Origin of the sequence: Paenibacillus sp. IHB B 3415 (assembly GCF_000802655.2) — a bacterium.
Classification (GTDB): domain Bacteria; phylum Bacillota; class Bacilli; order Paenibacillales; family Paenibacillaceae; genus Paenibacillus_AQ; species Paenibacillus_AQ phytohabitans.
This window is the reverse complement of the sequence record NZ_JUEI01000102.1, coordinates 1-17,712: the sequence shown is the minus strand read 5'-3', so window position 1 is coordinate 17,712 and position 17,712 is coordinate 1. Positions and strand designations below refer to the sequence as shown.

11 protein-coding genes and 3 pseudogenes are annotated in these 17,712 nt (G+C 51.5%); 12 read left to right on the top strand and 2 right to left on the bottom strand.

Going from position 1 to position 17,712, the window contains the following annotated elements:
- Positions 1-261: 261 nt before the first annotated feature.
- The 4 genes from QW71_RS31870 (at position 262) to QW71_RS31855 (ending at position 4,315) form a co-directional block, all read left to right on the top strand.
- On the top strand, positions 262-873 hold the full coding sequence (locus QW71_RS31870) for a LysE/ArgO family amino acid transporter (protein WP_039309117.1): 612 nt from the start codon (positions 262-264) through the stop codon (positions 871-873).
- Positions 874-1,049: 176 nt separating this feature from the next.
- Positions 1,050-2,441 (top strand): helix-turn-helix transcriptional regulator, encoded by a 1,392-nt coding sequence (locus QW71_RS31865; RefSeq protein ID WP_200905999.1) that lies wholly within the window; start codon positions 1,050-1,052, stop codon positions 2,439-2,441.
- A gap of 286 nt (positions 2,442-2,727) precedes the next feature.
- A complete protein-coding gene (locus QW71_RS31860) occupies positions 2,728-2,907 on the top strand; it encodes an aspartyl-phosphate phosphatase Spo0E family protein (protein ID WP_039309114.1) in 180 nt (59 codons plus the stop codon).
- A gap of 85 nt (positions 2,908-2,992) precedes the next feature.
- Positions 2,993-4,315, top strand: coding sequence for a helix-turn-helix transcriptional regulator (locus QW71_RS31855; protein WP_052770488.1), 1,323 nt, complete (start codon positions 2,993-2,995; stop codon positions 4,313-4,315).
- A 105-nt stretch (positions 4,316-4,420) separates the two neighbouring features.
- Here the strand turns inward: QW71_RS31855 and moaA are convergent, their stop codons facing one another.
- Positions 4,421-5,422, bottom strand: coding sequence for a GTP 3',8-cyclase MoaA (moaA, locus tag QW71_RS31850; protein WP_039309112.1), 1,002 nt, complete (start codon positions 5,420-5,422; stop codon positions 4,421-4,423).
- A 384-nt stretch (positions 5,423-5,806) separates the two neighbouring features.
- On the opposite strand from moaA, the gene QW71_RS31845 reads away from it, so the two are divergent.
- Together QW71_RS31845 and cls are read left to right on the top strand one after the other, a co-directional pair.
- Entirely contained in the window at positions 5,807-6,502 is a 696-nt protein-coding gene (locus QW71_RS31845; RefSeq protein ID WP_039309109.1) for a molecular chaperone, read from the top strand.
- A gap of 204 nt (positions 6,503-6,706) precedes the next feature.
- A complete protein-coding gene (cls, locus tag QW71_RS31840; RefSeq protein WP_039309107.1) occupies positions 6,707-8,215 on the top strand; it encodes a cardiolipin synthase in 1,509 nt (502 codons plus the stop codon).
- Positions 8,216-9,691: 1,476 nt separating this feature from the next.
- On the opposite strand, the gene QW71_RS31835 is transcribed toward cls, so the two are convergent.
- A complete protein-coding gene (locus QW71_RS31835) occupies positions 9,692-11,236 on the bottom strand; it encodes a phospholipase D family protein (RefSeq protein ID WP_083442815.1) in 1,545 nt (514 codons plus the stop codon).
- 544 nt (positions 11,237-11,780) lie between these two features.
- On the opposite strand from QW71_RS31835, the pseudogene QW71_RS41630 reads away from it, so the two are divergent.
- From QW71_RS41630 to QW71_RS31805, 6 genes and pseudogenes are all read left to right on the top strand, one after another.
- Positions 11,781-11,969 (top strand): annotated as a pseudogene (locus QW71_RS41630) (phytoene desaturase); the annotation flags it as partial.
- A 244-nt stretch (positions 11,970-12,213) separates the two neighbouring features.
- Positions 12,214-13,367 (top strand): annotated as a pseudogene (gene fni, locus QW71_RS31825) (type 2 isopentenyl-diphosphate Delta-isomerase).
- A 44-nt stretch (positions 13,368-13,411) separates the two neighbouring features.
- The gene (locus tag QW71_RS31820) at positions 13,412-13,882 is read left to right on the top strand and encodes an N-acetyltransferase (protein ID WP_231575244.1); all 471 of its coding nucleotides are present in this window, start codon (positions 13,412-13,414) and stop codon (positions 13,880-13,882) included.
- Positions 13,883-14,574: 692 nt separating this feature from the next.
- The gene (gene ychF, locus QW71_RS31815) at positions 14,575-15,675 is read left to right on the top strand and encodes a redox-regulated ATPase YchF (protein WP_039309103.1); all 1,101 of its coding nucleotides are present in this window, start codon (positions 14,575-14,577) and stop codon (positions 15,673-15,675) included.
- Positions 15,676-16,207: 532 nt separating this feature from the next.
- Positions 16,208-17,275, top strand: coding sequence for a peptide chain release factor 1 (gene prfA, locus QW71_RS31810; protein ID WP_039309100.1), 1,068 nt, complete (start codon positions 16,208-16,210; stop codon positions 17,273-17,275).
- 25 nt (positions 17,276-17,300) lie between these two features.
- Positions 17,301-17,712, top strand: a pseudogene (locus tag QW71_RS31805) (protein-(glutamine-N5) methyltransferase, release factor-specific); the annotation flags it as partial.

Sequence of the window (17,712 nt, the reverse complement as noted above, 5' to 3'; positions counted from 1 at the left end):
GGAAGGACCGGCAGCGCTTAAGTCTGGATGATCTGGCGGATGCTGATGTGTCAAGGGACCGGCTCCTCTTTTGTGGTTTCTTTCCTTGAGTGTACCATGGTTCATAGTCGTCTATTAAGCTTGGCTGGGTATGAGACGGACAACTTGGATGGTTACGGCAGCCTCTGCACCAGAGTACGATCAGAATGCACTAACCGGGAAAACGCTGTGGAAGCTTGTCTATCCGGCAGCATCACAGCTTATATGAAGGAGGAAGAAGTTATGACGGAAGCCATTGTACATGGAATCATTCTGGCCTTCGGGCTTATTCTGCCGCTGGGCGTGCAGAATATATTCGTATTCAATCAAGGGGCACAGCACGCGAGATTCCGCAGTGTGCTGCCTGTAGTTCTGACGGCAGCGGTATGCGATACGCTGCTTATAACTGCAGCAGTAGGCGGTATTTCTCTGGTCATTCTATCGCTGGACTGGGTCACGCCCCTTATATACAGTGCGGGAATCCTGTTTCTCTGCTTCATGGGCTGGAGAATCTGGCGCTCTTCTCCGGCGCAGGAAGAGGCGGGGCGCCTCTCTCCGAAGGGACAGATGCTGTATGCACTGTCCGTTTCCCTCTTGAATCCGCATGCGCTGCTGGATACGGTGGGCGTCATCGGTACGAGCTCGCTGCAATATGACGGTATGGTGCGCTGGGCTTTCGCGGCGGCTGCGGTGGCCGTCTCCTGGATCTGGTTCCTGGGTCTTGCCGCTGCGGGCCGCCTGCTCGGGAGGATGGATGCCTCCGGTAAGGTGATTAAGAGGCTGAATACCGCTTCAGCACTATTGATCTGGGCGATTGCCGTCTACATGGGAATACAGCTGTGGCGGAGCTTTTAGCGTGAATTTAGCCATGCAGAACCGGATTCGGCAACCGCGTTGCCAAACTGTTTCGAAAACTTCACACATTCATACTTTATCTGAATCTAGTCTATTGACCATTGGAATATAATCGCCTACTATACAGATATAAACACAAAATTCTAAATTATGGAATTCGGAAAGGTGGTGTTTCCTTGGAGCCTGCAGCCACGATTCGAGATCAGCTAGTGGACTATTTATCAAAGCATGAGCTGTCTATCAATCAGTTTGCCATAAGATCCGGCATTAATTCCGGGACATTAAGCCGGATTATTAATGGTCATCAGCCGATTGCCATGAGCCATCTGGAGTTAATTACTGCAGGGATGGGGGTACGCGAGGACTATTTTTACAGTTTATATGTAGATGAATGCTTCTATCATTCGGCACCGACCTGGCGGCGGCTTCGGCCTTTTATTGTAAAGTGTGCAGAGCTTGGGCGCATGGACTGTATCGAGCTTCTGGTACATAATCTGCTTGATAATCTGACCTATGTTCCCATGTTATTCGAAGTAGCCGAAGGATTGTTTCAGCAGGGGTATTGGCCGGGGGCAGCACTGCTCTACGAGAATGTAAGCGCCAGCGAGAAATACCAGTACTCCGAACGGCTGGCTATGTGCCAATACCGCCTGTTCCAGATCGCACTTGGTGATGATCAGAGCACGAACCTGCGCGCTGCTACTCTGTTTGAGAGCTACATCCCGCGCCTTAATGAGGCGGATCAGCTGGATGCGTTGAAAGATTTGATGCATGTCTACTATACAATGCAATTATGGAATAAAGTAAATGAGCTTGCTCTTGAATTACTACGGATTGCTACAATTCAATATGATCTTTATTGTCGCTCGAAACATAAAGAGACGGTGAAGAGCGGAGAAAGACCTTTTTGCTTTTATATATTGTATGCCCATCTAATGCGTTCAAATGTATACGAGGAATATGGAGACTACAAAATGGCTCTTGAACTTGTACCTTTATATTCGGACGTAAATTGGATACATGAAGAAAGTGAGGAAGCGAAGAGGACTGTAGCGCAATTCCAGGAATGGGGCAAGGCTAATACTTATTTGTACCGCTTACTGGCTGGGCAGCTAGAGGTGTTAGCTGAATATGTTAACTATATTTCCTCGCAACAAGGGGAGATCTTCACAGCTTTATTTTATATCGTCAAATCTGCAAACCTGTATAACTGGAATGTAGATTCTATTTTAGAACGTTTCTCTGATTACATGCCCTATAGGATACATCTCAATGAGTTCGGAGTGTACAATCAGCAGATTAAGGCTGACCAACATGCCAGATTTCTTGTTGAACTGGGAGTCTATTATCTGCGGAATAAGCGAAGTGAAGGCATTGGATATATCCTAGAAGGTTTAGAATCATCTTCTAAACTTAAGAATGAGAGCATGATCTTCAAATGTGTTGATCTATTCGAGCAGAACAGGCATATTGCTGGAGAAGATGAGCAGAGGCAATACAAAATCCTAATCAGAGAGGTGCGGGATGCAAATGAAAAGAAAACTCCTATTATTGCTAGCCTCATGTAGTATTGTTGTACTGATTACTATTCCTGAAGCACAGATAGTTGGCGAACCTGTACAACAACAACTGATTCAAACAATGGGACATGGCACGGGCGCCTAGAATCAGCGTCTGCAGTTATACAGTATAGTCTTAGGCGTCTTCTGCTAATGCAGGGACGTCTTTTTTATGTACAACTCCTATCTCGCCAGAGCTTGTCAATATATTCACTTTAACAGATAATGCAATCAGTCCAATATTTTGTATTTTTACATAAAAATCTATAATATTGCATAAGGAGGCGGGATTCTTATGTATAGTCCGGCAAGTGTCAGAATTCGTATTGAGAGAGCTAGAAGCAAGCTTCATCAGTTGCAAGTCCAATATGGCGGTTTATGTCATCCTGAGGTACTACGGCAATCCGTAGTGCTGGATGAGCTGCTTAATTCTTATGATCATACCTACCGGATGAAGAAAAGGCCGCCTGCTTAGCAGTAACTGAACAGATGAAGTGAAACAACAGAGTAGTTAGATCTAATATTCTATGGATAAGCGTGTGAAAAGGGTGGTAAATACTGTGGAGCATACAGTCAAAATCCGGGACGAAATAGCAGCGTATCTCTTCAAGCATAACCTGTCCATTAATCAGTTTGCTATCATCAGCGGGATACATTCCGGTACACTCAGCCGGGTGATGAAGGGTCAGCAGGCCTTGGCGATGAATCATCTGATCCGTGTTACACGCGGGATGGGACTTCCCGAGGACTACTTTTACAGTAAGTATGTGGATGAATGCTTGTATGATTCGGCACCAACCTGGCGGCGCCTGCGGCCGTTCCTGCTGCAATGTGCGGCGCTGTCACGTCTGGACTGTATTGAGCGGATTGTACAGAATTTGCTGGATAATCTTCTCTATGTTCCGCTGCTCTTTGAGGTCGCCGAGGAGTTATTTGAGCAAAAGAACTGGCCAGCAGCTTCACTAATCTATGAAAATGTGGGAGCCAGCGAGAAATACCAGCATTCCGAGCGTCTGGCGCTCTGCCAATATCGTTTGTTTCTGATTAATCTGGGAGACGATCCGCACAACAATTTGATAGCAGCCACCTTGTGTGAGGGCTATGTGGGCAGGTTGGATGAGGTCAATCAGCTGGATGCGTTGAAACAGCTGGCCGATACGTATGCCTCACTTCATAAGTGGCAGAAGGTGGGCGAGCTGGCAGAGGAAATGCTCAGGGTTGCTTCTCATCTGTATGAGCTGCATAGAATATCAGGCCGTACGCCAAATAATGGACAAGAACACAAAAGACCGTTGTACGCATATATTTTATACGCCCAGCTACTTCGTGCCTATGTGTTAGAGCAGTGCGGGGATCATAAATCTGCGCTGGAGATTATACCCTTATATATGGATGGAAGCTGGATACAGGAAGACACTGAGGAAGCAAGGCGGATTATCGCCCAATACCAGGAATGGGGAACGGCTAATACTTATCTCTACCGCTTGTTGGACGGACAAATCGAAGTACTGGATGAGTACGTGGAATACATTTCTACACGGGAAAATGAGATCTTTACGGCATTATTCAAAATTATTGAATCGGCCAACCGTTATAAGTGGGATGTCGATCATATCCTGCGCAGATTCGCCAATTATATCCCTTACCGCAATTATTCCAGCGTCTTTGGTGAACGCAATATATTGATGCTGAAAGACAGCCATGCCCAGTTCCGCCGCGAGCTGGCGACCTATTATCTGGCCCGCAGGCGTTATAAAGGCGCTGACGTGACCATGCAGGGCGTGGACCTATCCGCCAAAATAGACTGTGAGCGTAATGTGATCCGGGGAACCTTATCCGTGGATTTTGAGATATCGATTTCGGATATCACTAAACTCGGCTGAGGATTCAGGAATGGCATTCCCTTTGAATATTCATGCAAAACGGCTGAGAACCCCTCCAGGGAATCTCAGCCGTTTATTTGTTCAGCCGGTAATGACGCCCTGCGGTTAGCCGCCGATCTGTGACATGCGGCGGGCGGTAGGCGTATGGCTCTGCGCTTTACGCTCCAGGGCCAGCGCCATTTCATGATTATGCGGCTTGTTGCCGAGCGCCTGGCGGAAAAGAGCCTGCACCGCAGCAGGATCACTTATCAGTGGCCGCACATTATATTCATCCTCCCAGTAAAGGCAGGCTTTGATGTTGCCGTCGGCGGTGAGGCGCAGCCGGTTGCAGTTATCGCAGAAGTGCTCGCTTACCGGATGGATCAGTCCGAAGGTTCCTTTTGCCCCGGTGACACGCCGGTTCTGGGAGGGGCCATTCCCGGAAGGCATATCGGCTTCCTCGGTAGTCCAGCCTGCTTCATTGCAGGCTTCCACTACCGTTTCGAGCGGGAGATAGGTCTGCCGCCAGGCATCGCTTGCGCTGCCGATCGGCATATATTCGATGAAACGTACATTCAGCGGGCTGTTCAGCGTCAGGGCGATGAAGTCCTTGATCTCATCATCATTAATACCCTTCATCAGCACGACATTCAGCTTGATCGGCGACAGGCCGGCCGCTTCGGCGGCTTCAATCCCCTTCAGCACTTTGGCGACATCGCCGCCGCGGGTGATCATGGAGAACCGTTCCTGCCGAAGGGAGTCCAGGCTGATGTTCACCCGTGATAAGCCTGCCTGCTTCAGGGCAGCGGCTTTGGCCGGAAGCATCAGACCATTCGTAGTCAACGATATATCTTCAATACCGGGTATAGCGGAGATCATGGATACCAGCTTCTCCAGATCCTTACGGACCAGCGGTTCTCCGCCGGTCAGCCGGACCTTCCGCAGACCCAGCGGCGCAAGTGCTTCCACTACAGCGGTAATTTCCTCATAACTCATAATCTCGTCCTGCGGCTGGAATTGCATTCCTTCCGCAGGCATACAATAAATACAGCGCAGGTTGCAGCGGTCTGTAACCGAAATGCGGATGTAATCATGTATCCGTCCAAAAGGATCGGTCAGCGGCTCCATGGCACTACTCCTTCACCTGTTGAGTTTTATTTTAAATTTTAAAGACTTCATTCCTCTGCGTCAATGTGTACGGCTTCAGCTGGCCCAATCCGCAATTAAGGAAGAGGAGGGAATGCATACAGCATAAGAAACGGACAACCTAAATAATATGTGACGAAAGATGAAAGGCGCAGCCTAATTTTGACAAAAGTACGACAATTTCAGGGAATGGTCATAGAATGCTCACCGAAAGCGCTTAACAATTTCGATATAATTTAGGTGCGGAAGATTCAAACTTTATAACCTTTCACTTTTGCGAAGAACACAGCTATGATACCGGAAAGTTCAGGCGGCGACCTCCAGGAAGCCCCGGCGTCCGGCAAACCAATAGGGAGGATTTGCAAAATGACTATACCTACAGTTCCATCACTTGTCGTGCCGGAGGTTTGTAGCCGCTGGCTGGAGAGTCGGGGATTAATATATCAGCTTCTGGTTGATTTCTACGGAAGAAAACCATCGCTCTCACTGGTCGCCCAGTGGAGCCGCAACCGTGAGATGAGCATTGCTGCAGAGATGACCGAAGGCGGACGTGAACTGAAGCGTTACCTGTGCAGCCAGGAGCCAGCAATGCTGCCGGCCATCTGTGAGAAAGAGAAGCTCGAATATAAGCGGCTGATGAATGAACGTGCTGCCAGTACCTTTGTGGCCCGGGAAGCAGCCCAGCTCGGCCGTGAAGAAGAATTCTGTAACGTACTTTCCGATGTGTATGCTTCGGCAGGAATTGTGTTCAAGAAATGCAGCGGGGAAGCTGACGACCATATCGCCATTGAACTGGAATTCATGGCAGTCCTGCATGAACGGATGCTGTACAACAGCTTCTCCATCCGCAGTGCAATGGAGCTTCTGGAGATCCAGGAGAACTTCCTCGAAGAGCATCTGCTGAAATGGACACCGCAGTTCTGTGAACGGCTGAACGCAGCGACTGACAGCCCGCTATATCTTGGACTCAGCCACATGCTGGAGGAATTCCTGCCGCAGGATCTGCATATGCTGCGCGCCTGGAAGGCTTCGCTGGAGAGCAGCGCGGCGGCAATGGTCTAAACAGCTGAATAATCAAGGCGTCCTTCCGAAGTGGAAGGGCGCCTTATTTGTTGCTGCGACAGGTTCAGCTTCCTGCGAAGAGGTTACAGTATTGTTGCAATTCAAGTTTCGTATAGGATTCCAGTAGGAAGAAACGGTGTCTTCATGTAATATATAAATGTGTCAGTTTAGTGATGAACGGTAGAACGAGAAGGTAGGTTGCATATGAGAAGAGGACTGCAGGCTTTAGTCATCATAGGGGCTATGCTGGCTTTTTATTACTTTGGATTTGGTATTTTTGGCAGTACGGCCGGAACGATCATCAGTATTTTCTCCACATTGACGGTTATCTCTATCGGGCTGGGTATCTTCATGGAGAACCGTAACCCTTCTACCACAATGTCCTGGATTCTGCTGCTGGCCTTAATTCCGGTGCTGGGACTCGTTTTCTATTTTCTGTTCGGACAGAATGTGTTCAAACGGCGCAAATACGATAAGAAAGCCCAGCGCGACCTGATGGCCTATGAACGGATTGAGAATGACGCGCTGCGCATGCACCAGGATTGGTCGGTGTTCAGTCCCGGACGCCAGAAGCTGCTGGGATTATCGCAGAGACTGGGACGTACGCCGATTTCCTTCAGTTCGGAGACGCGTATCCTGACCAACGGTGAAGAAACCTTCGGGACCCTGCTGCTCGAGCTGCGTCAGGCCCAGCATCATATCCATATGGAATACTATATTTTCCGGGCGGATCATATTGGGACACGCATACAGCAGATTCTGATCGAGAAAGCCCGGGCGGGCGTAGCTGTCCGGTTTATGTATGATGCTGTCGGAAGCATTCAGCTGTCCAAGGCCTTCCTTAAGGAGCTCAGTGATGCCGGCGTTCAGGTGGCTGCCTATGGCAACTCGACCTCCTTTTTCTCCAGCCGGGTGAACTACCGGAATCACCGCAAAATTGTCGTCATCGATGGCGATGTGGGATTCATGGGCGGACTTAATGTTGGTGATGAATATTTGAGCCGCAGCAAGACTTACGGCTTTTGGCGGGATACGCATATGCTGCTGAGAGGTGAAGCGGTGCGGACGATGCAGATTATCTTCCTGCAAGACTGGATGCACACCACCGGTGAGAAAATATTAGAGCAGGATTACCTCTCCCCGCAGCTGCGCTTCACGACCGGCGACGGAGCGGTCCAGATTATTGCCAGCGGACCGGATAACGAGCGGCGTGCACTCAAGAATATCTTCTTCTCCATGATTGCCTCGGCGGAAAAGTCGGTCTGGATCGCCAGCCCCTATTTCATCCCCGATGAGGATATCCTGACCGCGCTGCGTGTAGCGGCGATGTCGGGCCTGGATGTCCGTCTGCTGTTCCCGGCCAAGCCGGATAAGTGGATTCCGTTCCTGGCTTCGCATTCCTACTTCCCGGCACTGCTGGAATCCGGGGTGAAGATCTATGAATATGAGAAGGGCTTTATCCACTCGAAGCTGCTGATTGCGGATGGGGAGATTGCTACGATCGGCACAGCCAACATGGATATGCGCAGCTTCCACCTGAACTTCGAGGTGAATGCGCTGCTGCTGCAGACCGAGAGTGTCTCGCGCATTGTCGCAGACTTCGAGCGTGACCTGCTGTCCACACGGCAGATTGTCCATGAGACCTTCATGGATAAAAGGCTGCTGGAGCGGCTGCTGGAATCGGCAGCCCGCCTGATGTCTCCGCTGTTGTAGCCAGGAGAATAGCTGAAAAGACCGCCGGATGGAGCTGCTGCTCTCCGGCGGTCTTTTATTCTTATTTGGGGAATTATGATATTCCAGGAATCCCCCGGAACCCCCGCGGACCCCCCCGGAAGTTGGCGGTATGGGAAAATCAAAGGGAAATGCCATCTCTCCGTGTCCAAATACAAGCCCAATCTGACCCTTACGGACACCACAGCCCTTAACCACTCATAATAGGCACTTTTGACGGGGGTGCGGACACCACAGCCCTTATCCACCACTTTTCATATGTCAGCTCGCCTTTTCGGGCGGAATAAAGGCGCTGGTGTCCGTAAGGGCCGGCACTCAGGTGCTTTCCGCAGGCTTAACGTCTCTGCTGTCCGTAACGATAAGCTATTCACTTGAAAAACCGTTGAGTGGGTCTACAGGTTTTCCAACATAACTTATTCTCTAGTTATTGCAGAAACAGCTTCGCCGTCCTTATAAGGATGGCTCATCAGCCCTATCGTTGGTGCAATGTATTCGGTTTTTCGCATACATTCGGCCCATCTGCCCATTTCCAGCAAATTCAGGGGCAGAATGCCATCTCTCCGGGTCCAAATACAAGCCAAATCTGACTCTTACGGACACCACAGCCCTTATCCACTCATAATAGGGCCTTTTGACGGGTTTGCGGACACCACTGCCCTTATCCACCACTTTTCATATGCCAGCTCCACTTTTCGGGCGGAATAAAGGCGCTGGTGTCCGTAAGGACCGGCACTCAGGTGCTTTCCACAGGCTTAACGTCTCTGCTGTCCGTAACGATAAGCTATTCACTTGAAAAACCGTTGTGTGACGTCTACTTTCTTGACAGAGGTCCATTTTGCCCCTGATTTCCTCCCATAGGCCACTTCCAGCGAAATTCAGGAGCACTTTTACCCCTGATTTCACCATCCCGCCCATCCGCCTACATTCCACCCATTAGCTCAAAAATCAAAATGGCCCGTAATTGCCTGAGCAATTACGAGCGATGGAGCTGCTGCTCTCCGGCGGTCTTTTATTCTTATTTGGGGAATTATGATATTCCAGGAATCCCCCGGAACCCCCGCGGACCCCCCCGGAAGTTGGCGGTATGGGAAAATCAAAGGGAAATGCCATCTCTCCGTGTCCAAATACAAGCCCAATCTGACCCTTACGGACACCACAGCCCTTAACCACTCATAATAGGCACTTTTGACGGGGGTGCGGACACCACAGCCCTTATCCACCACTTTTCATATGTCAGCTCGCCTTTTCGGGCGGAATAAAGGCGCTGGTGTCCGTAAGGGCCGGCACTCAGGTGCTTTCCGCAGGCTTAACGTCTCTGCTGTCCGTAACGATAAGCTATTCACTTGAAAAACCGTTGAGTGGGTCTACAGGTTTTCCAACATAACTTATTCTCTAGTTATTGCAGAAACAGCTTCGCCGTCCTTATAAGGATGGCGAAGCCGTTTCTGCTGAGCATCATCAGAAGGTAGTGAGCCCGAGGCGGGTCTGCATCCGGTAGAGGAGATACTTAATCCACGTAATCTCACTCTGATATTTCTCCAGCGGCAGGCTGTACTCGGCTCCCTCGTTATTCCACAAACGGTTGAAGTAGCTCTCCATTTCAGCATATAGCGGCTGCCCCTTCGGCACGGATACCCAAAGGTTATTCTCCAGATTGTAGTCGTCCAGATTACGGGCCGTGAAATTCGTTGCTCCACCCAGGATGGTGGAGTTGCCTGTAGCCTTTGCAATGAACAATAGCTTGCTGTGATACTGCTCCTGGCCCGTATTGTACCAGCGGATCGCGATATTCCCTTCGGACTTCCGGTTCAGCTCCATCGCAACCGGGCGGTTCGGGATACCGATCTTGTCCCGTCCGAAGGCATTCTGATTGGGATCCAGCAGCAGCCTTACTTCAGCGCCGCGTGCGTCAGCCGCCAGCAGGGCATCAATAACTCCGTCATCCGCCAGATAGAACATGCCCATCCAGATGACATCCCCCTGGCCTGCTGCTTTGATGTCATTCAGAGCGTACTTGTACACCTTGCCTTCGGTTAAATAGCGGACCTCGAGCTGCGGCTCCCCGGCGGGGCGGGCTTGCTGCTTGAAGTCCGGTGTCTTGCTCAGCAAAGGGCCCGCTCCCGAGAGGTTAGCGGCAGCCTGCTCACTCTGCAGAATGTCAGCCAGAATGGGACCCTGCACCTCCAGGGCAATATTAGAGTGATAGGCGCTGGCATCATGCACATTCCCCGAAGAGATCAGCGCGGTGTTCTCACTGAGCACCACTTTGCGGTGATTGGCTTTGACATTGAGCAGCTTCAGATACGAACGCGCGGTAATATCGGGTCCTCCGCTGGCCATAAGATTCGGAATCCAGCCCTTGCCGGATTGTCCGAACCACTGAATGAAGGTCCGCCATACTGCGGAGTAGGCCGGGGTCGAGTCACGCAGCGTATCCACATCCGTCATAATAACCTTGATTCCGGCGGCTTTCATCTCTTCCAGCAGATGATTGGGCGCAGAACTGTAATTCGTATTCACCTCATCGGTGATGAAGCTGATCTCCATCCCGGGATAGGAGGCTTTCTGTGCAATAAGCTTATCGGTAAGCTCCTGGCTGACTGCAGGGAACTGCTGGTCAGTATGGGTATAATCATTGAACAGGAACAGGTCGATCACAAGGAATTCTCTGGCTTCTCCAATGATCTGCAGAATTCTCGGGAGAATCTGTTCTTCTCTTGCTTCGGCCCCGCTGCTGTCCTGATAGGTCAAGTCATGCCAGAAAGCTACATTCTCCACCTTATACGCAGGACTCTCCACGGAAAGCCCGGGAGGCAGCGGTTTATGGGTTTGGTAGATCATTACCCCGGCAAGCCATAAGAGGAGAAGGATGACGGCAATCAGTATCTTGGAGCGGCGGCGCAGTATAAATTGCGGTTTCCGCTTGCGGGGTGACGTAATCGCACCGGAAGCTATAATTAGCTGCGACTGTTCGGGCGTAATGGAGCGGCTGCCATGATTCATGGGATGATCCTCCTGGGTGCTGCGGAGCCAGAGTCCGTAGGTCTTGGCACCGGCATTGTAACTACCTATTAACGCCCGCTGAGGAGAAGTGAAGCAGTTGACTGCAAATTCATCTGCAAGATCTATTTTTGCTAAAATCGCCGGATTTATACGTATCGTTCCACTAGCGTTGCAATAACCCTCACACAAGGTGAGTGGATGTTTATTATTTGATTTAAATGAATATCTTAACATCTTGTTTTTCTCTCAAATTCCAAAGAGAAGGGGGGAATTAGGTGTAGGGAAGAAGTTGTCAATTAAAACCAATTTATATTCAAATTACTTTTTTTCTCTGCCGGTCATACGGTTTTTTCCCTGAGAACTATGAACAGGAATTCAAGGATATCTCACCGTATTTGAGCACTGCCTGTGACTGGAACGAAGAAACCGCTGCTTACGGGGAACGTGTGCTGTCCGTGCTGGAGGGCTATGGAATTACAGGGTTATCCCAAGCGGATGTCCTGCAGCGTTATACCCCCCCCGGGATATCGCTGACGATACTCTCGCGCACCGGGGGGCCATTTACGGGATATCCTCCAATTCAGCGCGGCAGGCCTTCTCCCGCCCGGGGAACCGCTCCAGGGATGTTAAGGGGCTCTGGTACGTCGGCGGAACTACGCATCCCGGAGGAGGGACGCTGGTTGTATCCTTGTCCGGAAGGCTGGTGGGTGAGTATATTGCCGGCCGTCAATAAAGACAGAAGGAATCTGCCCGTGTCAACTGCCGGGCGGTGTTGTGCTATAATGAAATGTACTTGTGCTTAAGAAGCCTATAAGTAGCGTCTCACGCTACCGGACATATATGAATACAGGGGTAGAACGGAGGAAGACAGCATGAATCATATGCCGCAGGACGGTGTGCCGCGAAGTCCGAAACAGCAGCCGGGCACAGAGTACGGGTCAGCATCGCAGGCAGCAGACACTGAGGGACATAAATCTCTGCTGCCTGACTCCAGAACCGGGGAACGCAAGATTGAGCATGTGCGGCTCTGCCTGAATGAAGACGTTGCCGGCAGCGGAATTACAACCGGCTTCGAGCAGTACCGGTTCCGCCATAACGCACTGCCGGAGCTGGACTTTGAGGAGATCAGGCTCGGTACGGAATTTCTCGGCCGGGAGCTGCGGACACCGCTGCTGATCAGCTCCATGACCGGGGGGAGCGAGGCGACCGGGCACATTAACGCCCGGCTCGCCGAAGCGGCCGAGCGCCGGGGCTGGGCCCTCGGCGTGGGTTCTGTCCGCGCCGCTGTAGAGCGTGCAGAGCTGGCGGCGGGGGGAGCGAGGCGACCGGGCACATTAACGCCCGGCTCGCCGAAGCGGCCGAGCGCCGGGGCTGGGCCCTCGGCGTGGGTTCTGTCCGCGCCGCTGTAGAGCGTGCAGAGCTGGCGGCTTCTTTTCATGTGCGCGATAAGGCTCCCACGATTCCGGTCATTGCCAATGTCGGAGCCGTGCAGCTCTCCTACGGCTTCGGTGTTGAAGAGTGCCGCCGCGCGGTAGAGATTGCCGGGGCAGACTGGCTGGTTCTGCATCTGAACGGGCTGCAGGAGGTATTCCAGCCGGAGGGAGATACCGGATTCGCCTCTCTGCTGAAGCGGATAGAGTCGTTATGCCGTAACCTTGAGATACCGGTAGGTGTCAAAGAGGTAGGCTGGGGCATTGACGGAGAAACCGCAGCCCTGCTGTATAATGCAGGGGCTGCCTTTATCGACGTTGCCGGTGCGGGCGGCACATCCTGGAGCCAGGTGGAGAAGTTCCGCAGTACGGACCCGGTACGGCGCGCGGCTGCGGAGGCCTTCGCGGACTGGGGGATTCCCACGGCGGAATGCATTACCGAAGTGCGCGCGGTCTCTGCGCAAGGCGCGCTGATCGGCAGCGGCGGGCTGAAGCATGGCGTGGATGCCGCCAAGGCGCTGGCGCTTGGGGCCGATCTGGCCGGCTTCGGGCGGAATCTGCTTGGTCCGGCCGTCAGCTCCGAGGAGGCGCTGGACCAGGCGCTGGCACAGGTTGAACTGGAGCTGCGCACGGTTATGTTCGGCATCGGCGCGCCGGATCTTGCTTCCCTGCGCGGTACCCCGCGTCTTATCCGGCGCTAGGGGCAAGCTGATGAATATGGAATTAAAGGAAGGGCTAAAAAACAATGATTAAACTGGTCCAAATGGACGAATCGACTTTTCAATTTTTCTTAAGACAATCCACCCGTGATTACGCAGAGGACAAAATTAAGGCCGGAGCCTGGGATGCCGAGACCGCCATGAAATTGTCCCAGGAAGAAATGACACGTTTCCTGCCCAAAGGTCTCTACACAGAGGGGGCTTACCTCTATTCAATAGTAGAGGCTGAGAGTGAAGCTGAGGCCGGTTACATCTGGTTTAATGTGAACGAGAACCGGGGAGTCCGGGAGGCGTTCATCTATGACTTTTATATTTTCGAACCTTTCCAGAGTAAGGGGTACGGCAAGCAGGCACTGGCTGCATTAGATGAAGAAGCCCGGAAGATGAATGTGACCCGGATCGGACTGCATGTCTTTGGCCAGAATGACCGTGCTTTTGAGCTGTACAAAAAAATGGGCTTCCTGGTTACGGATATTACGATGTCGAAAATGCTATAGGTGCAGGGTAATTAGCTGCAGTTCTTCAGTCTAGTCAGTCAGACAGACAGGCGGATTCTGCTTTGGAACGGAGAGTACGCCAGCTTGCAACGGACAAGAGAGCTCTTATTTCCTACAGGAATCATTTGTATACAAGCTAACGGACACAGCTGCACTTATGTACGGATATTTACGCCAAAGATGCCTGCTGGAGAGAGAATAAGCGCGGTACGGTCCGTAAGTGGAGATAAATGTATCTATTCGAGGAAATAACGGCGGTAGTGTCCGTAAGGATTAGGGGTTGGACATGGCGAACCTGTAACGAAGCAGCAAACGGGTATTCCTTCCTATACTACTGATGCATAAATGATGCTCTGCCAGCATTATCGTAGATAGAGAGTCCGTGAGGGGGCTTTTTTGAAATATAAGATTTATATGCTTCACGCTATCAATTATCCTTCTATTTTGGAGAAACGGATGCAGCCTCTTTCAGAGGACGACGAAGCCGTTTCTTCTTACTGAATGGATATGCTCCGGGATTCCGGGAAATTAACGGGATAATTATTCGGGCTAAAGCTTCACTGTATGGAGATTAGACACACCCCCTTGACATCCGCTGTTGCTGGAGGTTTTGTTCTAATATATAATGGTTTAGATCAGTACGGTATTTCATGCGGTGATCAATTCAACCGAAAATAGGAGTTGTCATATAAATGGCTTTGAAAGCTGGAATCGTTGGACTTCCCAATGTAGGGAAATCGACATTGTTTAATGCTATAACACAAGCGGGGGCGGAATCCGCCAACTATCCTTTCTGCACCATTGACCCGAACGTGGGTGTCGTGGAAGTGCCGGACGAACGTCTGAATAAGCTGGTCGAGCTGGTGCAGCCGCACAAGACGGTTCCGACCGCTTTTGAATTCGTAGATATTGCCGGACTCGTGCGCGGTGCGAGCAAGGGCGAAGGTCTGGGCAACAAGTTCCTGGCTCATATCCGGGAAGTGGATGCCATTGTTCATGTGGTCCGCTGCTTCGTTGATGAGAACGTAACCCATGTGGACGGCAAGGTGAATCCGATCAGCGACATCCAGACGATCAACCTGGAGCTGATTCTGGCCGACCTCGAAAGCGTCGAGAAGAAGATCGAGCGTTCCCGCAAAAATATCAAGGGCGGCGATAAGAAATTCGCTCAGGAAGTAGAAGTACTGGAGCGTGTTAAGGAAGCTCTTTATCTGGATCAGCCTGCGCGCAGCCTGGAATTATCCGATGACGAGCGTCTGATCGTGCGCGATCTTCACCTGCTGACCCTGAAGCCGGTGCTGTATGCGGCGAACGTGGGCGAGGATGAAGTGGCGACTGCTGAAGAGAACCCGTATGTTAAGCAGGTACGCGAATTCGCAGCGGCTGAGAATGCTGAAGTAGTGCCGATCAGTGCCAAGGTGGAAGCAGAGATTGCCGAGCTGGAAGGCGAAGACAAGGCGATGTTCCTGGAAGAGCTGGGTCTGCAGGAATCCGGGCTTAACCGCCTGATCAAAGCTGCATACAGACTGCTCGGACTCTACACCTATTTCACAGCGGGCGTGCAGGAAGTCCGTGCGTGGACTATCCGCAAAGGCACCAAAGCACCTGGAGCGGCCGGAGTTATTCATACGGATTTCGAACGCGGATTTATCCGGGCTGAAGTTGTAGCTTATACGGATCTGGTAGCAGCAGGCTCGATGAACGGTGCCAAAGAACGCGGCCAGCTGCGTCTGGAAGGCAAGGAATATCTGGTGCAGGACGGCGACGTTATGCATTTCCGCTTCAACGTATAGACCATTTATAATTCAGGACAGAGGGACCATTCAGAAGTAGAGTTGTTTACTTGCTGAATGGTTTCTTTTTGAATGAGGATAAGCCCCTCTTTGTGGAAAACCCCGAAAAAGCGGCTGCCGAAGCTGGGAGCAACATGGGCAAGGGTTCGGCTGGACCTGTGGCCGTCTGCGGCGGAAATAGCAGTTGGATAATCTCCACTTGCTTATGAACAGAGGAATGCCTGCCGGGCAGTAGTGGGAGGAACAGCACTTCATATTCAGCTAATAGATCACTTTCGAGGAAATGACTGAAATTAAATGACGTTTATCCAATTGTTATCCTCAGACGCTGCAAATGCATAACTTGGCTGCAGCTTTTACATCATAAGGTGGCGCAGCTCAGGGTTCAAAAGATTTCCTGATTCCGGCGCTTTGTACTGTAGCCAATTGGCGTGAGTGGTGGTATAATATAAAGTCGTATATCTATTTTTGTTGTATCGACAATGTAAAGTATTTATAACCGAAGAATTTGAATCAGGAGAGGTGAATTCCCTTGTTGGACCGATTGCAATCCCTGGCGGACCGCTATGAGAAACTCAGTGAACTGCTTTGTGACCCGGATGTTGCAAACGACAGTAAGAAACTGAGGGACTATTCCAAAGAACAATCCGACTTGCAGCCCGCCTTTGAGGCGTATAGCGAATATAAAAATGTAATGGAAGAGCTCGAAGCCGCCAAGATGATGCAGGCTGAGAAGCTTGATGATGAAATGAAGGAAATGGTCAAGATGGAGATCGATGACCTGTCCTCGCGCCAGGTGGTTCTGGAGGAGAAGATTCGTCTGCTCCTGCTCCCCAAAGACCCTAATGATGATAAGAATGTAATCGTGGAAATCCGCGGCGCAGCCGGCGGGGACGAAGCAGCCTTGTTTGCCTCTGACCTGTACCGGATGTATACCCGTTATGCCGATACCCAGGGCTGGCGCGTAGAGCTGATGGATGTTAACACGAACGATCTTGGCGGATTCAAGGAAGTTATCTTCCTGATCAACGGCCGCGGCGCTTACAGCAAAATGAAGTTCGAAAGCGGTGCGCATCGTGTGCAGCGTATTCCTACAACCGAATCCGGCGGACGTATTCATACCTCAACTTCTACCGTTGCGGTTATGCCGGAAGCGGAAGAATTCGAAATTGAAATTCATGATAAGGACATCCGTGTCGATACCTTCTGTTCCAGCGGCGCGGGCGGACAGTCCGTTAATACGACCAAGTCTGCGGTGCGTGTAACCCATGTACCTACCGGTATCGTAGCTACCTGTCAGGACGGCAAGTCCCAGAACTCCAATAAGGAGAAGGCGCTGCAGGTGCTGCGTGCCCGTATCTCGGATCTGAAGCGTCAGGAAGAAGAAGCCAAGTACTCCGGAGAACGGAAGAGCAAAGTAGGAACCGGGGACCGCAGTGAGCGTATCCGTACTTACAACTTCCCGCAGAGCCGTGTAACGGATCACCGGATCGGCCTTACCCTGCACCGTCTGGAGCAGGTCATGAACGGAGATATCACCGAGATCATCTCGGCACTGTCTATTGCGGAACAAGCGGAATTGATGGAAAAAGGAGAATAATGCTTTGAAACACGACTCTTACGTCATGTCGGAATTGCAAAGCATCCGGGAAGCCTTTGCGGAGGCTTCTTCTTTTTTGGCCGGGCACGGATGCAATGAGCCGCAGCGCAGCAGCCAGCTGCTGCTGGAGCATGTGCTGGGCTTGTCCGGAGCGGCATATTATATGGCGCTGGCTGATCCATTCCCGCCAGCGCTCAAGGCGCAATGGGAAACACTGATCACCCGCCGGGCGGCGGGCGAACCGGTGCAGTACATCATAGGCGAGCAGGAATTCTACGGCCGCGCCTTCGAGGTTACGCCCGATGTGCTGATTCCGCGCCCGGAAACGGAGCTGCTCGTCGAGGCGATTCTACGCTACGGCGCGGAGCTGTGGCCGGACGGGACGGTTGCGGTGCGGGGCGAAGCCGCGCAAGAAGCTGGCGGGCCCGCGGGTGAGA